Annotated in this window: 19 protein-coding genes; all 19 read left to right on the top strand. The window is 58.2% G+C overall.

Annotated elements, in window-relative coordinates; translation table 11 throughout:
* Position 1 precedes the first annotated feature (1 nt).
* The 19 genes from QMZ30_RS15990 to tssG all read left to right on the top strand — a co-directional run bounded on the left by QMZ30_RS15990 (position 2) and on the right by tssG (position 20,696).
* A complete protein-coding gene (locus QMZ30_RS15990) occupies positions 2-1,087 on the top strand; it encodes a pentapeptide repeat-containing protein (RefSeq protein ID WP_283228128.1) in 1,086 nt (361 codons plus the stop codon).
* The gene (locus tag QMZ30_RS15985; RefSeq protein WP_283228127.1) at positions 1,074-1,682 is read left to right on the top strand and encodes a DUF3540 domain-containing protein; all 609 of its coding nucleotides are present in this window, start codon (positions 1,074-1,076) and stop codon (positions 1,680-1,682) included. Before QMZ30_RS15990 ends, QMZ30_RS15985 begins: the two co-directional genes overlap by 14 nt.
* Before the next feature lie 12 nt (positions 1,683-1,694).
* Positions 1,695-2,075, top strand: a complete 381-nt coding sequence (locus QMZ30_RS15980) for a DUF4150 domain-containing protein (RefSeq protein WP_283228126.1) — start codon at positions 1,695-1,697, stop codon at positions 2,073-2,075.
* A 76-nt stretch (positions 2,076-2,151) separates the two neighbouring features.
* Positions 2,152-2,655, top strand: a complete 504-nt coding sequence (locus QMZ30_RS15975) for an SH3 domain-containing protein (protein ID WP_283228125.1) — start codon at positions 2,152-2,154, stop codon at positions 2,653-2,655.
* Positions 2,655-3,143 carry a type VI secretion system lipoprotein TssJ gene (gene tssJ / locus QMZ30_RS15970; RefSeq protein ID WP_283228222.1) on the top strand — a complete coding sequence of 163 codons (489 nt, stop codon included), beginning with the start codon at positions 2,655-2,657 and terminating at the stop codon, positions 3,141-3,143. Before QMZ30_RS15975 ends, tssJ begins: the two co-directional genes overlap by 1 nt.
* A gap of 19 nt (positions 3,144-3,162) precedes the next feature.
* The gene (gene tssK, locus QMZ30_RS15965) at positions 3,163-4,506 is read left to right on the top strand and encodes a type VI secretion system baseplate subunit TssK (protein ID WP_283228124.1); all 1,344 of its coding nucleotides are present in this window, start codon (positions 3,163-3,165) and stop codon (positions 4,504-4,506) included.
* Between the two features lie 21 nt (positions 4,507-4,527).
* On the top strand, positions 4,528-5,751 hold the full coding sequence (locus QMZ30_RS15960) for a DotU family type VI secretion system protein (protein ID WP_283228221.1): 1,224 nt from the start codon (positions 4,528-4,530) through the stop codon (positions 5,749-5,751).
* Between the two features lie 11 nt (positions 5,752-5,762).
* Entirely contained in the window at positions 5,763-9,356 is a 3,594-nt protein-coding gene (gene tssM, locus QMZ30_RS15955) for a type VI secretion system membrane subunit TssM (RefSeq protein WP_283228123.1), read from the top strand.
* Positions 9,357-9,446: 90 nt separating this feature from the next.
* Complete coding sequence (tagF, locus tag QMZ30_RS15950) at positions 9,447-10,118, top strand: type VI secretion system-associated protein TagF (RefSeq protein WP_283228122.1); 672 nt, start codon at positions 9,447-9,449, stop codon at positions 10,116-10,118.
* A gap of 11 nt (positions 10,119-10,129) precedes the next feature.
* Positions 10,130-11,164 (top strand): type VI secretion system protein TssA, encoded by a 1,035-nt coding sequence (gene tssA, locus QMZ30_RS15945; protein ID WP_283228121.1) that lies wholly within the window; start codon positions 10,130-10,132, stop codon positions 11,162-11,164.
* Between the two features lie 26 nt (positions 11,165-11,190).
* Positions 11,191-11,763 carry a type VI secretion system contractile sheath small subunit gene (gene tssB, locus QMZ30_RS15940; protein WP_052206217.1) on the top strand — a complete coding sequence of 191 codons (573 nt, stop codon included), beginning with the start codon at positions 11,191-11,193 and terminating at the stop codon, positions 11,761-11,763.
* Positions 11,756-13,255, top strand: a complete 1,500-nt coding sequence (gene tssC, locus QMZ30_RS15935) for a type VI secretion system contractile sheath large subunit (RefSeq protein WP_283228220.1) — start codon at positions 11,756-11,758, stop codon at positions 13,253-13,255. Before tssB ends, tssC begins: the two co-directional genes overlap by 8 nt.
* A 63-nt stretch (positions 13,256-13,318) precedes the next feature.
* Positions 13,319-13,801: an Hcp family type VI secretion system effector gene (locus QMZ30_RS15930; protein ID WP_034823617.1), complete on the top strand. Its 483-nt coding sequence runs from the start codon at positions 13,319-13,321 to the stop codon at positions 13,799-13,801.
* A 178-nt stretch (positions 13,802-13,979) separates the two neighbouring features.
* Entirely contained in the window at positions 13,980-15,593 is a 1,614-nt protein-coding gene (gene tagH, locus QMZ30_RS15925; RefSeq protein ID WP_283228120.1) for a type VI secretion system-associated FHA domain protein TagH, read from the top strand.
* Positions 15,593-16,369 carry a PP2C family protein-serine/threonine phosphatase gene (locus QMZ30_RS15920; RefSeq protein WP_058969993.1) on the top strand — a complete coding sequence of 259 codons (777 nt, stop codon included), beginning with the start codon at positions 15,593-15,595 and terminating at the stop codon, positions 16,367-16,369. The genes tagH and QMZ30_RS15920 overlap by 1 nt, the downstream gene beginning before the upstream one ends.
* Positions 16,370-16,379: 10 nt before the next feature.
* Positions 16,380-17,246: a hypothetical protein gene (locus QMZ30_RS15915; RefSeq protein WP_283228119.1), complete on the top strand. Its 867-nt coding sequence runs from the start codon at positions 16,380-16,382 to the stop codon at positions 17,244-17,246.
* Positions 17,246-17,797: a type VI secretion system baseplate subunit TssE gene (tssE, locus tag QMZ30_RS15910; protein WP_283228118.1), complete on the top strand. Its 552-nt coding sequence runs from the start codon at positions 17,246-17,248 to the stop codon at positions 17,795-17,797. Before QMZ30_RS15915 ends, tssE begins: the two co-directional genes overlap by 1 nt.
* Complete coding sequence (tssF, locus tag QMZ30_RS15905; RefSeq protein WP_283228117.1) at positions 17,794-19,665, top strand: type VI secretion system baseplate subunit TssF; 1,872 nt, start codon at positions 17,794-17,796, stop codon at positions 19,663-19,665. Before tssE ends, tssF begins: the two co-directional genes overlap by 4 nt.
* Positions 19,662-20,696, top strand: a complete 1,035-nt coding sequence (gene tssG / locus QMZ30_RS15900) for a type VI secretion system baseplate subunit TssG (protein ID WP_283228116.1) — start codon at positions 19,662-19,664, stop codon at positions 20,694-20,696. The genes tssF and tssG overlap by 4 nt, the downstream gene beginning before the upstream one ends.
* Positions 20,697-20,709: the final 13 nt, after the last annotated feature.

The raw sequence follows: 20,709 nt of genomic DNA, 5'->3' as shown, positions 1-20,709 counted from the left end.
CATGAAGCCACAAGACATTCAACAAGCCATAAAGCAGGGAAACGTGATTCACGCACTGTCACCTAAGCAGCGTGACTTTGCAGGTATGGATCTCTCGGGCGGCTGTTTTATCGGGGTCGATTTGCTGGGCGCAGACTTTCGCGGCTGCAACCTGCATCAAACCCAGTTCAGTGAGTGTCAGCTCTCCGCTGCACAGTTTGAGCAGGCGCAACTGCGTGAGACGCTGTTTAGCCAGTGCAGGATGGTCGCCAGCCAATTCAGCGGCTGCACGCTAACCGATTGCCTGTTCAATCAGTGCGCATTGATGGAGAGCGATTTCAGCGAAAGCATTCATATCAATAGCCAGTTCAACAAAGGCGACCTCAGCGACAGCAGCTTTTTGCTGGCATCACTTTATCAGTGCGGCTTTCTCACACTGCCCGTTCCACAGTTACTGCTGCGCCATGCCAGCCTTGAGCAGTGCACCATGATGAGTCTGGATCTTCGCCGCAGCGACTTGCACCGCAGTCGTTTTGCGCTCTGCACCTTTTATCAGTGCGATATGCGCGGCGGCGACTATCGTCAGCAGCACTTTTCCCGCAGCCAGTTCACCGCCAGCCAGCTTGATGAGGCCAGCTTTCACGACGCCGAGTTGATGCAATGCAACTTCAGCCAGGTGTCGCTGCGAGCAGTGGATCTGCGCGGCGTGCAGGCCAGCAAGGCGCTGTTCACTGGCAGCGATTTGCGTGACGCACGCTGTTCTGAAGCCGACTTTAACCAGGCCATTTTTATGCAGGCGCAGCTGGATGACACCGATTTCAGCCACAGCCAACTACAACGCGCCGTGCTGCAACAGGCCCATGCTGAACGCAGCAATTTCCGCCACAGCCAGCTGCATTACGCCGATTTCTCCTACGCCACGCTCGATCACGCCGATTTGCGTGAGGCGCAGTTTTGCCAGACCCGCTTCCATCGCGCCAGCCAGCAGCAAAGCCAATTGACGAGCCGCGACGGCATTCTTGAAAAAGATGAGGCGCTGTTTGCCGCTGAAAACTGGCAACCCCGTACCCGTCTGACACCGCACGAGGATCACCATGAACCCCGCTAACAATACTGTGGCTCTGCCGCTGGATTTACCGCTGCAGGCCGAGGGCTTGCTGTTAAGCGTTGATGATAACGGCCTGATTCAGGTGCTGATTGAGGGCCGCCGCTGGCCCTGCCAGCGCGCCGCCAGCTGCTTGCTGACGCCGCAGGTTGACGACCGTGTGTTGGTTTGCCGTGCCGGAGAACAGCTTTGGTTGTTGGCGATATTGGTCCGCGCACAACCGCAGCAGGCTGCCGAACTGCATTGCGAAGGCGAGTTGAGCCTGAGCGCCAGCCAGAAGCTCACGCTGCGTAGCCCGCAGTTTCACCTGGAAGCGGATAACGGCGAATGCCACATCGACCAACTGAGCTATCGCGGCGAGAAAATCTCAGCATGGGTCACGCTGAGCCGCCTGTTTGGCCAACGCTGTGAAAGCGTATGGGAGAACCTGACACAGATCAGTCATCACCTGCTGCGGCGCACCACACATACCGAGCAAGTCCGTGCCGGGCAACTCGACGTCAAAACCAGCCAGCTCACACGCCTGCGCGCCCCCACCACGTTGATCAGCAGCGAATCGCTGACGCGAGTGGATGGTAAACAGATTCACATGGGTTAAAGGGGGAAAACGATGTTTGCGAATTGTCAGGCGGGCGGCACCGATCAGGCAGTGGCCGATGTGTGCAAAACCCCGGCTCCGGTCACCTTCGTCAACCTGGCGCTCGGTAATACCGCCGTACCAACCGCCAGCACTGTGCTGTTTACCGGCATGCCAGCACACACCCTTTCGACCATCACACCGATAACGCAAGGCGATGAAGCCGGCGTGCTGGGCGGCGTGGTCTCTGAAACCTTTATGGGCCTGTCACGCCATCTTACCGGCTGCAACTCTCTGCTGATAAATGGCATGCCCGCAACCCGCATGGGCAGCGTGACACAGCAGAACGTAGCCAACGCACCCGGCGTGCGCATCACCCCAAGCCAGACCACGGTGGCACTGCTGGCAACCTAAAAACGCACGTGGTCTGTAGAGGCGCATTTTATCCATTTTGAAATCAAGTTTTTACTTACACAGGACGTTGATAACAATGAAAAAACACCACAGCAAACTCGCGTTTATCGCCGCCCTCTTCGCGGTGACGCTCACCGCAGGATGCAAGGCCCCACCGCCGACCGTCACGGCCGACACCCTGGAAACCAGCACCGTCAATAACGTGGCGCTGGTACACATGCACATCGTGCAGCCGCCGCAGCAGTTCACTGCCATCAACAGCGCCTATCGCACCCTCTATCCCGCCTCCTTGATGAACCGACCGGATTTCGGTGGCCTGCGCATGGAAACATTGGACGCCGGTGCCAAGCTGCAAGTGCTGGGCGAAGTGGAGAACAACTGGCTGGCGGTATCGACACAAGATAACGGCCAGCTCAGCGGCTATATCCCTTTCCGCGCAGCCGTCATCAGTGACCGCTACGATGCCACTGTCAAAGCCCAGGCCGCACGACCACGTCGTGCCCAGCAGCAATGTATTGGGGTGGGTGCCGGTGACAAAGCCTGCCGTAAAGGCAGTTCCTCCACCTGGATTATTCAGTGATGTGGCCGCGTATCGCCGGGTTGCTGGGGCTGCTGCTGCTCACCGGCTGCATGTCCTCATCCCGCCAGGTGCCGTCTGACTGGCAACTGACGCTCAACAGCGCGCCTGACGCAAACAGTGGCGCCCCACTGAAGGTGCGCGTGTTTGTGCTGCGTTCCGATGCCAACTTCCAGTCAGCCGACTTCTATTCACTGCAAAACAGCGCATCCACTGTGCTGGGCGGCGATGTGCTGGATACCCAGCAGCGTTTTCTGACCACGCAGCAGCCGCAGCAGAACATTACCGGTAATCCTTCGCTGGAAGCGCACTACCTCGGCGTGATCGCCGAATACGCCAACATCAACGGCAAAACCTGGCGCGTGGTGATTCCGCTACCCGCCCCAACCGAAACCAATTTCTACAAGTTCTGGCAGTTCTCGCCCGATGCACTGCATGGCCGCGTAACGGCCACCGCAGCCGGGCTGCATCTCACCGCCAAAGACGAATAAACCAACGCAGGAAGACGCTATGCACACCGCAGACAAGGTGATTTGGAGTGAAGGGATGTTCTTGCGTCCCCACCATTTTCAGCAGTCGGAACGTTGGCTGGAAGCTTACAGCCGCAGCTGGGGCAAGCTGCAGTGTCCGTGGCACTGGGGGTTTATGACGCTGAGCATCGACCAGGCACTGTTACGCCAGGGCAAACTGGCGATTGCGGAAGCCAGCGGCCTGCTGCCCGATGGCACACCATTCTCCATCACCGGCGCGGAAAACGCCCCAGCGCCGCTGGCGCTAAGCGAGGTCCAGGAGCCGATTGACGTGGTGCTCGCGCTTCCCGAACAGCGTCAGGGCCAGACCGAGGTCATCTTCAGTGACGCCAGTGATTCGCTGGCGCGCTATCTCAGCCAGGATCGTGAAGTCGACGATCTCAACGCATCGTCCGTAGGTCGTGCGCCAATGCAGTTCGGTCGTCTGCGCCTGTGTCTGATGCCCGCCGCAGACCTGAATGCGGAGTGGACCGCTATCGGTGTGGTACGTGTCAAAAGCAGCGGCAACGATCGTGCACTGACGCTCGACAGTGATTACATTCCGCCGCTGCTCAATGGCCACATCTCTCCTGCCATCACGGCCTTTCTCAACGATATGCACGGCCTGTTACAACAGCGTAGCGAGCAGATGGGTGAGCGCCTGCAACAGGCTGGGCGCGGCGGCAACAGCGAAATGATCGACTTTATGCTGCTCACCTTAATCAATCGTTACATCGGTCAGGTGGCACACAGCCGTCGTTTACCCCAGCTGCATCCGGAACGTTTGTTCAGTGAATGGCTGCAGTTCGCTACTGAGTTAGCCAGTTGGTCTCCGTCGCGTCGACCAGGCGAACAACTGCCGGTGTATGACCACGACAATCTTTATCTCAGTTTCAGCCGGTTGATGATCCAGCTGCGCCAGAGTCTGTCACTGGTAATGGAAGAGAACGCGCTGCAACTGACGCTCACCGAGCGCTCGCACGGGCTGTTTGTGGCGACGGTTTCTGATGTCAGCCTGATCCGCGACTACGGCTTTGTGCTGGCGGTTCGCGCCGACCTACCGGGCGAAATGCTGATCACCCACTTCCCGGCACAGATGAAAATTGCACCTGTCACGCGCATTCGCGACCTGGTCCAGCTGCAGCTTCCCGGCATAGGTCTGCGCGTGATGCCTGCCGCTCCGCGTCAGATCCCGTGGCACTCCGGCTATGTCTACTTCGAGCTGGAGCGCAGCGGTGAACTGTGGCAGCAGATGGCGAAAGCAGAAGCCTTTGCCCTGCACCTGGCCGGCGAGTTCCCCGGCCTTGACCTGCAACTATGGGCGCTGCGCCACGCGCGCGGCTAAGCACGGAGAGAAGCGATCATGATGCAGCCACAATCGCTTAATGGCGAACTGGAAGGCACCACGGCCCATGAAAATCCACTGGTGGCGATTGCCAATCCACTGATTAATTCGATTGCGCAGCTACGCCACTCCGTTTCCCACGACAACCCAGCGGGATTGCGTCAACAGTTGATCGACCTGGTGCGCCGCTTTGAAGTGGCCTGTCAGCAGGCGCAATTGCCGTATGAAACCATTGTCGGTGCACGTTACTGCCTCTGCACCTCGCTGGATGAAGCCGCCGCACTGACGCCGTGGGGCAGCCGCGACGTCTGGCCGCGCAGCGGGCTGTTGGTGACCTTCCACAATGAAACCTGGGGAGGCGAAAAGTTTTTCCAGCTATTGGCTCGTCTGTCACAACACCCACAGCAAAATATCCTGCTGCTGGAGTTGATGAACGCCTGCCTGTTACTGGGCTTTGAAGGGCGTTATCGCATCATGGAAAACGGGCGCACCCAGCTTGAAACCCTGAAGCTACGCCTGCTACAGCTGATTCGCTCGGTGCGTGGCCCCTATGCGCCGCCGCTGTCACCGCAGCCGCTGGATGAGCCGGTGCAGCAAAAGCTGTGGAAACCGCTAATCCCGTTGTGGAGCTTTGCCGCACTGCTGGCGCTGCTGGGATGTGCCGTTTATATCGCGCTCAACTGGCGTCTTAACCACTTCACCGCTCCTGTGCTCTCCGCCATTTATCAGACCGACTTGCCCAAGGTAGACATCGCACGCCCGGCCGCGCCAGCGGCACCGGCTCTAGATCTACGTCACTTCCTTGCGCCGGAAATCGCCGAGGGATTGGTGACGGTACGGGATGAAGCCACGCGAAGTGTGGTGCTGCTGCGCGGCGACGGCTTGTTTGATTCTGCCGCGACCACCATTCGCGATCGCTATCGCCCGGTGATCCGCCGGATTGCCCAGGCGATGGATAACGTCAACGGCCAGATTCGGGTCAGCGGCTACACCGACAACGTCCCCATTCGCAGCGCGCGCTTTAACTCCAACTATGCGCTCTCTCTGGCACGCGCCCAATCGGTGCAGGAGATGCTGGCACAAGACTTACAGCAACCGCAGCGCATCATCGTTGAGGGACGCGGCGACAGTAACCCACTGGCGCCGAATGACACTGCCGCGAATCGCGCCCGTAATCGCCGTGTCGAAATCACGCTGCTGGTCGCACCGAAACAGACTGAATCTGAACTTAACAGCGTGCACTAAAAGGAATAGCCATGATTCGCACTGTCTTTTCCATTGCCACCAGCCGTCTGATGTGGAGCGGTCTGGGCATCACCGCGCTCTGCTTACTGATCTGGACGGTGGGCCCACTGGTGGCGATTGGCGACTATCGTCCTTTAGAGTCGGCGCTGTATCGCTATATCGCCATCGCCGTGCTTTACACGCTGTGGATCAGCTATCGCGTGGTGCCACGCCTGTGGCGTCGCTGGCAAAACCGCCGGCTGGTGCAGAGAATGGCCCCCGCCGCCACGGAAACTGCTGAAAATGATGACATGTCAGCGGAGCATCCGCTGGCCGAGCGTTTCAGTGAAGCCACACGGCTGCTGCGCCAGGCGCGCTTCAACCGTCCAGAGAGCCGCCGCTGGCCGCAATGGATGCAGAAACTCAATCGCCAGTATCTCTACCAGTTGCCTTGGTACATGCTGATTGGCGCACCCGGTGCCGGTAAAACCACCGCCCTGGTTAACTCCGGGCTGCACTTCCCGCTGGCCGCGCAGTTTGGCAAAACCGCGTTGCGCGGAGTCGGGGGCACACGTCACTGCGACTGGTGGTTTACCGATGAAGCCATCTTGCTGGATACCGCTGGCCGCTATACCACGCAGGAGAGCGACCGCCAGCAAGATGCACAAGAGTGGCGCAGCTTTATGGGGCTGCTGAAAAAGTATCGCCCGCGTCAGCCAGTGAACGGTGCCATCATCACCATCAGCGTAGGGGATCTGCTGAGCGAGTCGGAAGAGGCGCGCTATCAGCAGGCCAGCGCCCTGCGTAAACGACTGTTGGAACTGCGCGATCAACTGGCGATCCCCTTCCCGGTTTACGTGCTGGTGACCAAAACCGATTTGCTGAAGGGCTTTACCGCCAGTTTCGGCGCGATGAATAAAGCGCAGCGCGATCAGATTTGGGGATTTACCTGGCCATGGAGCGATCAACAACTGGCGGTGGGCAGCGAGTTTGAACCGCAGTTTGATCGCCTACATCAGCGCCTTGATGCGGGTTTGGCCGACCTGATGATCAACGAACATGACAGCGTTAAGCGCGCTGAAATGTACCTGTTCCCGCAAGAGTTTCTGGCATTAAAGCCGCTGCTCAAGCACTACCTTGACGTGGTCTTTGCCACCTCAGGTTATGACGCCAAACTGATCCCTCGAGGAGTCTATTTCACCAGCGGTACGCAGGAAGGCTTACCCTTTGACCGCGTGATGGGACAGATGAGCCGCGCGTTGGGCCTACCTGCGCTGCGCGCCGCCAACGCTGAGCCTGCGCAGCCCGGTCACGGCCAGAGTTTCTTCTTGCATCAAATGCTGACGGAAGTGGTGTTTAAAGAGGCGGGCCTCGCGGGCATCAACCGTTGGTGGGCGATGCGTAACCGCATGGTGCATCTGATTGCTTATGCTGTACTGGCGTTGCTGCTGCTGCTGGCGTTAATCGGCTGGTTTACCAGCTATCACCACAACAAAGGTTACCTGGCGGAAGTGCAGCAGCGGGTGCCCGATATCGAAAAACAGAGCAAGGCACTGTCACCACTCAACGGCGAAAACCTCTTCTCACAGTTGCCGTTCCTGAACAGCCTCGCCGGATTACCCAGCAGCGACAAGCTGGCGGATGTGCAACAACCACCGCTCAGTTGGCGTGCCGGACTGTATCGCGGTGAGGAAGTATCCACCGCCTCGGACTCGCTTTACCAGCGTGCGCTGGAGCAGATGCTGCTGCCGGTCATCGCCCGCAACATCACTGACTGGCTGCGCAGTGATAACGGCAGTGATGTGGATTACAGCTACGAAGCGCTGAAGGCGTATCAGATGCTCTATCTGCCGCAGCATTACGACGGCAAATTCCTGCACGCCTGGGTGATGTTGAACGTCCAGCGCACTCAGGGTGCCAATGCGCCTCAGGCACAGTTGAAAGCGTTGGATTACCACCTGGGTCAACTGCTGGATAACAAGATCAACGCCTCACCGTTTGAGCGTGATGAACCTCTGGTGGTGCGCCAGATTGAGATGATCAGCCGTTCACCTCTCTCAACGCGTGTTTATGGTCGTCTCAAGCGTTTGTTAATGCCTCGCGTCAATCCGGGCGTGAGCCTGATCAACCTCAGTGGCGCCCAAACAGAACTGGTGTTGAGTCGCAAAAGCGGTAAACCGCTGACGGAAGCCATTCCCGGTTTCTTCACCCCCGCCGGATACTGGGGACCGTTCAATAACAACATTAAAAACGTCGCCGCCAGTCTGTTGCAGGAAGACCATTGGGTATTAACCCGCCGTGAAAGTGCCGATGATCAAAACACGCTGGAAGAGACGGTGCGCCGCCTCTACCTCGACGATTATATGCGTGTGTGGGATGCGCTGTTGCAGGATATTCAGCTGCAACCGATCAACAATCTGGGTGAGCGCATCAACACCGCCCGTTTGTTGTCAGGCCGCACCTCTCCCCTGCGCCAGTTGATGATCAATCTGGGTCGCAACCTGACGCTGACACCGCCAGAAGATGAGAAGGCAAAACAGGATCAGCCATCGTTGCTGGAACGCAGCACCCACTACGTCAACAACAACGCCACGGCCACGCTGCAAGCGTTATTCCGTGCCCGTAAAGCAGCACAAAGCGGCACTCTTGAAGCGCCAGAACAGCGCGTGATGGCGCATTTCGCCAGCATTATCGAACAGGCGCAGGTTAGCGATCCGAAAGAGAGCAGCATCCCGTTTGATGCGCAGCTGAAAGATATCGATGACCTCTACAGCTACCTCACCGCCGTACAGGACGCGAGCAACAGCGGCATGTCCCCGCCAGACAGCAGCATCATTTCACGTATGCAGGCCGATGCCGGACGTCAGCCGGAACCTTTCCGCACCTTACTGCTGGAGCTGGCCGTGGGTGCCAGCAGCGACACCCAAAAGCGCACCATGAGCAATATGCAGAAACGGGCGGGCGTGGAGGTCGGCAGTTTTTGCCGCAGCGCCATTGCCGGTCGCTATCCGTTTAACCGCAGTTCAGGCACCGATATCACACCGGACGATCTGGCACGCATGTTCGCACCGGGCACCGGGCTGATGGACAGCTTCTTCCGTGACAATCTGGCCAGCAAGGTGGATACCACGCACAGCAGTTGGCGCTACGCCCCAGGCGTGGACGGTAAAACCTTGCCCGGCGGCACCACGCTGCTCCGCCCGTTCCAGCAGGCGCAGGCAATTCGGGAAGCGCTGTTTGCCAATGGCTCCAGCACCCCCTCCTATCGCCTGACCATCACGCCGATCAGCATGGATAACAGCATTCTCAATCTGACGCTGGACGTTGATGGTCAGTTGATTCGCTACAGCCACGGTCCACAAACCCCGCAGGTGGTGAACTGGCCCGGCAGCGGCAACACCCAGCAGGTACGCATGCAGATTGGGTTAACCGATGGCACCACCAACACCCTGAACACCAGCGGCCCCTGGGCACTGAACCGCTTGTTTGATAAAGCCAGCCTGCGTCCGGGAACCAGCCAGAGCCAGCAGGCCACCTTCAACCTCGGCGGTCATCAGGTGGTGCTGGCCTACACCCCCAACAGCGTGCGCAACCCGCTGCAACTGCCGGGGTTTAGCTGCCCATGAAACGAACCGCACATTTCCGTAGCGGCGCAATTTATTGCGCACGCCCTGACACCGCTGCGGTGATTATCCATGCGCGATAAGGATCCCTCGATGCAGCCACTCTCATCATTGGGTTGGTACGGCAAGCTCCCTGGCAGCGGCGATTTCCTGCGCCGCCGACTGCCAACCCGCTTGGTCAACAGCTGGGCGCAGTGGTTTCAGAGCAGTTTGCCGCGTCTGGCACAGCAGCCCGTCACGGGCCGGGCACCGGTGTGGAATTTCATCATTCCCGCCACTCTTGGCGTACCGCTGATTCAGATGGGTTGCCTGTTACCCACGCGGGATCGCGTTGGCCGCCAGTATCCGCTCTGCGCCATGCAGCTGTTTACGCCGGAACAGTGGCACGCGATGCAGTTACACACCGCCGGAGACTGGTATTACCAACTGGGTAAGACCCTGACGCTGGCCGTGCAGAACCGCTACAGCGGTGATCAGTTCGATAGCGCGCTGAATGTCCTTCCGGCTCAGCTGGCGCGCCCGCCGCAGTCAGATGTGTTTGATGTGATCGGTTATCAGGACACGCCCTGCAACCTCAACTGGCCACAGGTGGTGCACTACTTCGATCCGGCGCAGTACAGCAGCTTTTGGTGGAGTAACCAGAGCGATGGCAGCGCGTTTTACAGCCATTCGCACAGCGGCAACTTCACCACCCAGCTGTTTTTGCGTTTGTTCAATCCGCCCCATGCCAGCCGTGGTGAACCGCCGCTGTTTGGCCCGCTTTAACGGTGAAAAAAATGAATCTCGACACCCTTCTTGAACCGCTGCGTGACGATGCGCCCTGCGGTGATGATCTGGAGTATGACGCGGCCTTTATGGCGCTGGAGCAGGCGCGCAGCGGCAAGGCCGAGCAACAGTTTGGCCAGACCATCATTCCTGCTGAGCCGCCGGACTGGCAACAGGTGGCACAACAGGCTGAACAGCTACTGACTCGCACCCGCGATATCCGCCTGCTGCTGATCCTCAGCGAGGCCTGGACGCACACCAAAGGGCTTACTGGCTGTGCGGCAGGACTGACGCTACTCAGTGAAGCGCTGACGCGATACTGGCCTTCCCTTCATCCTGCACTGGAATTTGATGGCGAGCCGGACCTGCTGATGCGCGTCAGTGCGCTGGCCGCGCTCGGGCCACAATCGGGCCTGAGCCGCGCGTTGCGCCATAGCTGGCTACTGAAAAGCGCCACCGGTGAAATCACGCTACGTGATGCCATTGCCCTGCTCGACGGCAGCAAAAGCGAAGTCGCGGATTTCCCCGGCGGCTTGCCGCGCTTACGTGAGGCACTGCAGCAACCCGATGCCGCCAACGCACAGGCCATTCGTACTCTCGCTCAGCATTTCACCACGCTGCGTCTCTGTCTGGAACAGCATCTGGAGAACGCTGATATGCCCGACCTGGCGGCCACCGAGAAAGCGCTGGCGCTGTTACTGCCGTTGCTACCGTCACCAGCAGAACCACCCGCCGAGGCTGTCCAACCCGAGGCTACTCCAGCGCAAACGCCGGGGACGTTAACCACTGCCGCGCCCGCGCCCGCGCCCGCGCCCGCGCCAACGCTCGACTGGCAGCAGGTGTCTTTGCACTCGCGCGCTGACGCCGAGTTGATGCTGGAAAAAGTGCGCCTCTACTTCCAGCAACACGAACCGAGCCACCCGGCACCGATCATGCTGGAACGGGTGCAGCGTCTGATTCAACTCGATTTTCTCGACATTATTCGTGACCTGGCGCCCGACGCCGTCACACAACTGCAGGGCCTGTTTGGCCGTGTGGGTGAATAAAACGCCTGATTTCAGGCCCATAACTGATGGAGAACACTATGGCTAATTATCCCACCATTAAACGCGCCCGTAGCGGACAGAAGTTCATTTCGCGCAACCGTGCGCCGCGCGTGCAGATTGAGTACGACGTGGAGATTTACGGTTCCGACCGCAAAGTGCAGTTGCCCTTCGTGATGGGCGTGATGGCCGACCTGGTGGGCCAGCCGGTAGAGGATCAGCCGGAGATCGCCGAGCGTAAGTTCCTTGAAGTGGATATCGATAACTTTGACGAACGCATGAAAGCGCTCAAGCCACACCTTGCCTATCACGTGGATAACACGCTGACGGGCGAAGGAAAAGTGGGCGTTGACCTCACGTTTAACAGCATGGATGACTTCCTGCCTGATGCCATTGTGCGCCGTGTTGAGCCACTGAATGAGCTGCTGGAAGCCCGCACTCAGCTCTCCAACCTGCTCTCTTACATGGATGGCAAAAACGGTGCGGAAGCCTTGATCGCCGAGATCCTGCAAAACCCCACTTTAATGCAATCACTGGCCAGCGCGCCAAAACCAGCAGCCGCATCCAACGATGACCGCGCAACGGAGAAACATGATGAGTAATGCAGCCTCTCAAACGCAACGCTTGCAGGCGGAAACCGTCAGCCAGAGCGACTTTAGCGCCTTGCTAAATAAAGAGTTCCGTCCGAACAACGACCAGGCGCGCGACGCCATTTCTCAGGCGGTGCAAACACTGGCGGCGCAGGCCCTGGAAAACAGTTTGCCGGTGTCCGACGATGCCTATCGCACCATTCAGGCGTTGATCGCCGAGATCGACGCCAAACTGTCGCAGCAGGTTAACGCCATCATGCATCACGACAGTTTCCAGCAGTTAGAGGGCGCGTGGCGCGGCCTGCATTACTTGGTGAACAACACCGAAACCGATGAAATGCTCAAGATCCGGGTGATGAGTATCAGCAAACGCGAACTGAGCCGCACCTTGAAGCGCTACAAAGGCGTGGGTTGGGATCAGAGCCCGTTGTTTAAGAAGATCTACGAAGAAGAGTACGGTCAGTTTGGTGGCGAGCCGTATGGTTGTCTGGTCGGTGACTACTACTTTGACCACAGCCCGCCGGATGTGGAACTGCTGGGTGAGCTGGCCAAAATTGGCGCGGCGGCACACTGTCCGGTGATCACCGGTGCGGCACCCAGTGCCCTGCAAATGGAATCCTGGCAGGAGCTGGCGAACCCGCGTGATATCACCAAAATCTTCACCAACACCGAGTATGCCGCCTGGCGTACCCTGCGTGAGAGCGAAGATACCCGCTACCTCGGCCTGGTGATGCCACGTTTCCTCGCGCGTTTGCCGTACGGCGTGCGCACCAATCCTGTCGATAGCTTCGACTTCACCGAAGATACCGAAGGCGCCACGCACAAAAACTACACCTGGGCTAACGCCGCCTATGCCATGGCTGCCAACATCAACCGCTCTTTCAAGCAGTTTGGCTGGAGCACGTCGATTCGCGGTGTGGAGTCTGGTGGTTCCGTCGAAAACCTGCCGTGCCACGTGTTCCCGACCGATGACGGCGGCGTCGACATGAAGTGCCCAACAGAAATCGCCATCAGTGACCGTCGTGAAGCTGAGCTGGCGAAAAACGGCTTTATTCCGCTGGTACACCGCAAAAACTCGGACTTTGCTGCCTTTATTGGCGCGCAGTCACTGCAAAAACCGGAAGACTATTACGATGCCGATGCCGCAGCCAACGCCCAACTGGCAGCGCGTTTACCGTACTTGTTCGCCTGCTGCCGCTTTGCTCACTACCTGAAATGCATCGTGCGCGACAAGATCGGCTCGTTCCAGGAGCGTGCTGATATGGAGCGCTGGCTCAACTCGTGGATTATCCGCTACGTCGATGGCGATCCGGTGAACTCCACTCAGGAGACCAAAGCGCGTAAACCGCTGGCCGACGCGCGCGTCACCGTGGAAGAGCAGGAGGACAATCCGGGCTACTACGCCGCTAAATTCTTCCTGCGCCCGCATTACCAACTTGAAGGCCTGACGGTATCCCTGCGTCTGGTCTCGAAATTACCGTCGCTGAAACAGCAGCAAGGGTAAAACCCTCTGGGCGCACGTCCCGCCCATTTATTGCTTGTTCATTACTAAAGGAGTTCGACCCGCATGACCATCGCAATGTATCTGAAGCCAGAAGGTGTTGAAGGTGAATCAAAAGACTCAGCACACACGGGCTGGATCGACATTCTCTCTTTTAACTGGGGTGCCAATCAGCCAAACAACATGAGCGTAGGTGGCGGCGGCGGTGCAGGTAAGGTGAATTATCAAGACCTGCACGTGCATGCCCGTATCGATAAAGCGACACCCACGCTGATGCTGTACTGCTCCAACGGTAAACACATCCCCACTCTGGAATTTCACGTCACCAAAGCCGGTGGCTCGCAGATTATTTACAACAAAATCAATCTGACCGAAGTGCTGGTGACCAGCGTGCAGTTCACCGGTTCACGCGACGATGACACCGTAGGGATTGAGTACTCGTTCCAGGCCGCGCAGGTGGAAGAGATTTACACCCAGCAGTCCGAAGACGGTGCTGCAGGTGCCGACACCACCTTCGGCTGGAATATCAAAACCAACACCGCGTCTTAAGCGTTTCGTTCGACTTGTGCAGGCGGCTACCCTGCCGCCTGCCTGGCCGAACCCAACCGTTGCGGCGCGATTTATCGCGCGAGTTTAACGCTTGCAATGCTTGTTATATGCGCGACAAATCGCGCCGCGACAACGTTGCCAAATTGAAGATGCAAGATCACTTTTGCAGGTAATGCCTATGCGATTCACTCTTGTTGAAAGTAAAAACGGCGTACAGCCTCCGCTGACCAGCGTCGATTTCTATCCGCCGGGCGGTACCATTGGCCGCAGTGAAGACAACAACTTTATCCTGCCCGACGACAGCCGCACCATTTCCCGACTGCAACTGCTGGTGCACACCTCCGCCGAAGGCGAGTGCCGCATCACCAATCGTGGTAACGTGATTAACGTCGATTTCAACGGTATTCCACTGGAGCACGGTCGCCAGGTTGAACTGCAAAGTGGCGATCTGCTGGGCATTGGTGATTACACGCTGGAAGTGAGCGACATCGCTGGGGAAATACCGGCGCCGCGTCAACCCACTCAACAGGCGACCCAGGCAACATCCATCAAGCGGGGCATCCCCTCTGACGTGCCCGGCGAGATTTGGGACAGCCTGTCGCGCGATTTCGCCGCGCCGAAAGTGGCCCCTGTGGCAGCGGATGCGCATCACCCGCTGACGCAGCCGGCAGCCAAAGCACTTAATCCCGTTGATCCGCTCGCGCATGAAGAACAATTCACCGAACTGGCACAGCTGGATGTGCGTGAGAGTGACCCCGCACGCTTGTTCACTGGCAGTGACCTGTTTCAGCAGCCAACGATTTTGCAGGATGCAACGCCCACCACGCTGCGCGATCAACCTCAGGTGGCACACCAGCAACCGCAAACCGAACTTGATCCGTTAGCGCTTTTTGGCAGCAGCGGTAACGCTCAGCCGGAAGATAGCGATCCTTTTGGTCTGATGAACGGTCAGGCGCAGCCCCTTACGCCGCCCGACTTGTTCCAACCTGAAGCCGCACCGGCCGCATTGCATACACCGGCTCCCGAACAGCCAATACCGCAACCCGCGGAACCGGCGCCCATACCCACACCCCGTGTGCAGCACATCAGCCCTGAACACTCCAATGCCAGCCGCGCCAGTGGGCGAATGGGTATCGACCCCGTCAGCTATAAAACCGCCGCGCAACGCCGTGCTGCCAATACGCCGGGTGTCGATGCCGATTTACTGCAGGCATTTCTTAACGGCGCGGATCTCGCAGATATTGATGCCAAACCGCATCTCGATCAGGAGCAGATGTATCTGCTGGGCCAACTGCTCAGCCTGTTTTCGCAAGGCACCGTGGCACTGCTCTCTTCGCGCACCATGCTAAAGCGCGGCGTCAACGCCGAAATGACCATGATCCTCGAACAGGCTAACAACCCCTTTAAGCTGCTGCCGTCGGGGAAAAGTGTGTTGGTGCAGATGTTCAGCAGCCAGATGCCGGGCTTTATGGAGCCGGAAAAAGCAGTACGTGATGCGCTGGTGGATTTGCAGGCGCACCAACTGGGGATGATTGCGGGTATCCGCGCCATCATCACCGCGATGCTGCAATCCTTTAATCCTGACAATTTGCAACAGGAAGAGAGCGGTCGCCACCTGTTCACAGCCTCACGTAAGGCAGCGCGCTGGGACAGCTTTGTGAAGCGCTATCAGACTATCGCCAGCGAGATCGACGACGATTTTCACACCCTATTTGGCGAAGCCTTCCTGCACGCCTACGACGTCGAAGTGAACCATTACAAAGACCTGCAAACGCAAAAAACGGAAAAATGATGAATATAACGTTCGCGTCTATCAGCCATCAGGGCAAACGTAGCAGCAATCAGGATCGACTGGCGAACGCACTGGGCGCACGTGCCGCCTGTTTTGTCATGTGTGACGGCATCGCAGGCGAACAAGGCGGCGATACCGCGGCACGTCTGGCGTGCGACACCATCATCACGCAATTTGACGGTGACAATCATCTCAATGCACAACTGATCCGCGGGTATATCGCGGCGGCGAATCAGGCCATTAAACAGCAGCAACATCATCATGACAGCTTGAAAAATATGGGCACCACGTTGGTGAGTTTGTTTATCGATCGTGATTACCAACTCGCCTATTGGGCCCATGCTGGTGACAGTCGGTTATATCACTTTCGTCGTGGCTATTTGCTGGACGTCACGCGGGATCACAGCCTGGCGCAACGCATGCAGGACGCCGGTTATCCCGCTGATGCCATTAATCACAACCTGCTCTATTTCGCGCTGGGCATGAAAGAGGATCGCGAAGCCAGTTACAGCGATGTGCTCGCGCTGGAAGATGGCGATGTATTTCTGCTGTGCACGGACGGCTTCTGGCATGAAATGAGCGTCAGCGATCTGGAGCAGTCGCTGCGGATGGTCAGCAATCCACAAGAATGGCTGGCGCTGTTGCAGCGGATGAAACCACACGACAACGGTGACAACTTTAGCGCCATGGCGGTATGGATGGGCGATCCGCAAGACTCGACCCTGCTCAGTTCGCTCAACGATGCGCAGCGCATTCTGCTGTCACAGCGGGATTGAGGAGATCGCCATGAAAACCGCTTCTGCACTGTTGTTGTCCCTGATGTTGTTGCCGTGGGCGAGTGAGGCGAAAAGCGTGCGGATCGTTTGGTCACCGACACTGCGCCTGAGTGCCTGGCTGGATAACGTGGTAGATGGCCGGGTAAAGAGCTGGTGTGACGACAGCGTGGCGCTGCATTTCGAGCCGCAGGGGGAATTGAAACAGGATGCCGTAGAGACCTTTGTGCCCCAGGTCGGAAAACTGCTGCAACGCCAGTGTTCGGCACTCACCGTGCTGCACTGGACGCTGATTGATAACAGTGGCAAGTCAGTACGTGAAGGCGATGCAACCGCAAAAGATAACTGGCGTGTCCCACCCAAACCCAAACCCGTCGTTGCCCCGGTTGATACCACCCCGTGGCAGCGTTTTCGTATCAGCGATAACTGTCAGTTACGCACCTATTGGCCAACGTCCGGTGACGCGCGCTTCACCTTCGAGGCGCATCCGCAGTGTGACAAACAGGGCTGGATTAATGGCGCAGGCGCGTTGCATCAAGGGGCGTCCGCCAGCACGCCATTGTGGTTCCTGCAGGGATATCCCCTGATTGACCTGCCTGTGGGCGCCCATGATGCCCACGTGGTGGCAGCCAACAATCAGCGCCTGATTATTGCCAGCGCAGAAGATGCACAAAGTTGGCTGCTGCTGCCCTGGGACGCCGAACATCTCGCCTGGCGCTTCCGTGGCGACGTGCTGCTGAAAGCCAGCGAAGCGCAAGCGCGTGATGACAATGCTAATGCGCAGCTTATGGCCGATGCGTTACATCGTTGGCAGATTGATGCCAGTGCCAGCCAGCTGCACTGGCAGCCGGTTGATGCGCCTGATTTTAAGGAGCTGTGATGAAACCCCATCCCGACACCTTCAATGGCTGGCAGGCGCGCAAACAATCGCGCGTCACAGCACAGGATGAGATGCGCCCCAGCCTGCTTGACCGGCTCACCGATGACCATCCTGAACAACAGAACGTCGAACTGGGGCGCCAGACCGTCAGTCATCAGACGCTGCGCAACCAGGTGCTGCGCGATTTACAGTGGCTGTTTAACTGCATCAACAATGAGAGTCAGATCGACCTGCAACCCTGGCCGGATGCCCGTATGTCGGTGATTAATTTTGGTCTCACCCCGCTGGCAGGCAAACGGATGTCGGAGATTGAGTGGGACGATGTGCGTACCGCACTGCGACGCGCCATGTTGCAATTTGAACCACGCATCATCCCGCACGACCTACAGATCCGCTGCCTGACCGACGTTAACGCACTGAATAATCACAACACCCTCGCCATCGAAATCAGCGGCAATTTGTGGTGCATCCCCTGGCCACTGGCCTTTGTGTTTCGCACCGACCTGGATCTGGAACACAGCCGATTTGACCTGAAGGATGCGGACGCATGAATCCTCAACTGCTTGATTACTACAACCGTGAACTTAATTACCTGCGCGAGATGGGGGCGGAATTTGCCGAACGCTACCCTAAAGTTGCGGGTCGCCTCGGCATGAGCGGCATTGACGTTACGGACCCCTATATCGAACGCCTGATGGAAGGCTTTGCTTTCCTCACTTCGCGCGTGCAGCTCAAAATGGACGCCGAGTTTCCGCGTTTTACCGAACAGCTGCTGGAGATGATCTACCCCAACTATCTCGCGCCTACCCCCTCGATGGCGATCGTCGAGTTTCAGCCGGATCATATGAAAGGCAAAATCAGCAGCGGCTTCTCCATTCCGCGTGGCTCGCTGATTGAGAACCAGGCGATGAAGAGTAAAGGCGTTAGCTGCAAATATCGCACTGCGCATGATGTCACGTTACTGCCGCTGCAATTGCGCGAGGTCTCGCTGGGCAGTATTCCAGCTAATCTGCCGGTTTCCGCCGCCAGTCTGGCGCAACGTGGCGCGGTACGTGCTCTGCGTATCCGGCTGCAAACCACCGGGAACATTCCATTACATCAGCTCGACATGACGGAACTGCGCTTTCATCTCAGCGGTGCCGATCTGCCCGCCAGTGGCTTAATGGCACTGCTGATGGCGCACTGCGTCGGGGTGCTCTATCGCAGCCCGGACAATACACAACATTTACTGCTGGAGGCGGACGCCCTGCACCAACAGGGATTCGCCGCCGAAGAAGCCCTGCTCCCTGACGACCAACGCAACTTCAGCGGCTACCGCTTATTGCAGGAGTACTTCGCCTTCCCTGCCCGTTTCCTGTTTTTCCGCACCAGCGGGCTGCAACCGCTGGTGAAACAGCTGCGCGGAGCGAACGAGATGGAGATCGTGTTGCTGTTAGATAAAGCCGATGACGATTTAGAGAGCGTGGTGGACGTCTCTCATTTGGCGCTGCACTGCACGCCTGCCATTAACCTGTTTCCCCGCGTGGCCGAACGCATTCAGCTCACCGAAGGCCGCAATGATTATCATCTGGTGGTCGATAACACTAACCCGCTCGATTATGAAGTGTTCAGCGTCAGCCGCCTCTACGGCAGCGGCCAGGCGTTGCATCAAGAGCAAGTGTTCCGTCCGTTCTGGCACAGTTTCGGCAGCGATCAGGGCAATTACGGGGCTTACTTTTCGCAACGGCGCGAGGCGCGTGCGCTGTCGGATCAGGCCAAAATCTACGGCACCCGCACTGGCTATAGCGGCTCGGAACTGTTTGTCACACTGGTAGATGAACAGCAATCCCCCTGGTCTGAAGATGTGCAGTACGTGATGGCCGACGTACTGTGCACCAATCGCGATTTACCTCTGCTGTTAAGGCAGCAAGGGATGGATCAGTTCACGCTTCCGACCTCCGCTCCGGTGTTGGGCATTCACCTGCGTAAAGGGCCAACTGCGCCTCGCCCCGCGCTGGCAGCGGGAGCCACCGCATGGCGTCTGATCAGTCAGTTACAGCTCAATTATCTCAGCCTGATGGAGAGCGAAGGCGATCAGGGTGCCGCTTCACTACGCCAGCTATTGGGGCTGTATGCCGACACCGCTGAAGCGGCGACATCGCGTCAGATTGAAGGTGTGCGCCATTGTGAATTACGCCCGGTGTTTCGCCGGGTACCGGAACCGGGACCGATTGTATTTGCGCGTGGGATTGCCATCACCCTGACGCTGGACGAACAGGCATTCGGCGGCGCCAGCCCCTGGCTGCTCGGCAGTGTGCTGGCAACCCTGTTTAGCCGCATGGTGGCCATCAACACCTTTACCGAACTGACGCTGAACAGTAGCCAGAGCGGAGAAATTGGCTACTGGCCTGCACAAATGGGCAAGAGGTCGCTGCTATGACTGTGCTGCAACCAGGCTGGCGCATCCCTTGTCGCCTGCCGGAGGACTTTTGGCAACAACGTCGCGCCGCGCCCTTTCAGTTCGATCTTTTCCAGCTACTGCGTCGCCTGGATGCACAGGCGGGCAGTGCATGGCAACTGGGTAGCGCGCCGCTGCCCCGTAATGAACCGTTACGGCTGGGACAGTCCCCCTCGCTGGCCTTTGCGCCCGCCACCGTTGCGGGCGTTCGTCAGCGCAATCGTGACGATTTGCATGAAGTGGACATCTGGAGCTTTGGCCTGTTTGGTCCCAACGGGCCGCTGCCGCTGCATCTGACGGAATATGCCCACGAGCGCGTCACGCATTTTGGCGATCGCAGCATGGTGGCGTTCTGCAATCTGTTCCATCACCGCCTTATTCTGCTGTTTTACCGCGCATGGGCGGATGCGCAGCCTGCGATTGCCCTGGATCGTCCCGATCGTCATCAATTTAATCACTATCTCGCCTGCCTGACTGGTGTCGGACAACCGGCATTGCAACAGCAACGCGGCAGCCTGAAAGAGCATGCGCGCTATGCGCTGGCCGGGCACTTCACGCGGCAAACCCACGATGGCGAAGGCCTGACGCGTAGCCTCAGCTGGTATTTGCAGGTGCCGGTGGCGATAAAGAACCACATTCCACAGTGGATGCGCATCGACAAACGTGAACAGGCACAGCTTCGCGCCGGTAAACATGCGCCGCGGTTGGGGGAAACCGCCTTCCTGGGAGGTGCGGTGCGCGATATTCAACACAAGTTTCGTCTGCGCTTTGGCCCACTGCGCCTCAAAGATTATCGACTGCTGCTGCCGCGGGCAGACAACGCACAGCAGGTGGTGGATTGGGTACGCCACTATCTGGGCATTGAGTACGACTGGGAAGTCCAGCTGGAGCTGCATCAGGAGGACGTCAGGGGCGTTGCGCTCGGCGGCGATCAGCCGCTGGGTTATACCAGTTGGCTCGGTGAACAACCCGAGAAACGCCATCGTGATGATTTGGTTTATCAGCCGTCATGAATATCACTTAAAA

Source organism: Pantoea sp. EA-12, assembly GCF_030053355.1.
Taxonomy (GTDB): Bacteria; Pseudomonadota; Gammaproteobacteria; order Enterobacterales; family Enterobacteriaceae; genus Pantoea; species Pantoea vagans_C.
This window is presented reverse-complemented; position numbering and strand designations above follow the sequence as displayed.

Coding starts and splice junctions, on each gene's coding strand:
- QMZ30_RS15990 (WP_283228128.1), top strand. CDS start 2: ATGAAGCCACAAGACATTCAACAAGCCATAAAGCAGGGAAACGTGATT.
- QMZ30_RS15985 (WP_283228127.1), top strand. CDS start 1,074: ATGAACCCCGCTAACAATACTGTGGCTCTGCCGCTGGATTTACCGCTG.
- QMZ30_RS15980 (WP_283228126.1), top strand. CDS start 1,695: ATGTTTGCGAATTGTCAGGCGGGCGGCACCGATCAGGCAGTGGCCGAT.
- QMZ30_RS15975 (WP_283228125.1), top strand. CDS start 2,152: ATGAAAAAACACCACAGCAAACTCGCGTTTATCGCCGCCCTCTTCGCG.
- tssJ (WP_283228222.1), top strand. CDS start 2,655: ATGTGGCCGCGTATCGCCGGGTTGCTGGGGCTGCTGCTGCTCACCGGC.
- tssK (WP_283228124.1), top strand. CDS start 3,163: ATGCACACCGCAGACAAGGTGATTTGGAGTGAAGGGATGTTCTTGCGT.
- QMZ30_RS15960 (WP_283228221.1), top strand. CDS start 4,528: ATGCAGCCACAATCGCTTAATGGCGAACTGGAAGGCACCACGGCCCAT.
- tssM (WP_283228123.1), top strand. CDS start 5,763: ATGATTCGCACTGTCTTTTCCATTGCCACCAGCCGTCTGATGTGGAGC.
- tagF (WP_283228122.1), top strand. CDS start 9,447: ATGCAGCCACTCTCATCATTGGGTTGGTACGGCAAGCTCCCTGGCAGC.
- tssA (WP_283228121.1), top strand. CDS start 10,130: ATGAATCTCGACACCCTTCTTGAACCGCTGCGTGACGATGCGCCCTGC.
- tssB (WP_052206217.1), top strand. CDS start 11,191: ATGGAGAACACTATGGCTAATTATCCCACCATTAAACGCGCCCGTAGC.
- tssC (WP_283228220.1), top strand. CDS start 11,756: ATGAGTAATGCAGCCTCTCAAACGCAACGCTTGCAGGCGGAAACCGTC.
- QMZ30_RS15930 (WP_034823617.1), top strand. CDS start 13,319: ATGACCATCGCAATGTATCTGAAGCCAGAAGGTGTTGAAGGTGAATCA.
- tagH (WP_283228120.1), top strand. CDS start 13,980: ATGCGATTCACTCTTGTTGAAAGTAAAAACGGCGTACAGCCTCCGCTG.
- QMZ30_RS15920 (WP_058969993.1), top strand. CDS start 15,593: ATGAATATAACGTTCGCGTCTATCAGCCATCAGGGCAAACGTAGCAGC.
- QMZ30_RS15915 (WP_283228119.1), top strand. CDS start 16,380: ATGAAAACCGCTTCTGCACTGTTGTTGTCCCTGATGTTGTTGCCGTGG.
- tssE (WP_283228118.1), top strand. CDS start 17,246: ATGAAACCCCATCCCGACACCTTCAATGGCTGGCAGGCGCGCAAACAA.
- tssF (WP_283228117.1), top strand. CDS start 17,794: ATGAATCCTCAACTGCTTGATTACTACAACCGTGAACTTAATTACCTG.
- tssG (WP_283228116.1), top strand. CDS start 19,662: ATGACTGTGCTGCAACCAGGCTGGCGCATCCCTTGTCGCCTGCCGGAG.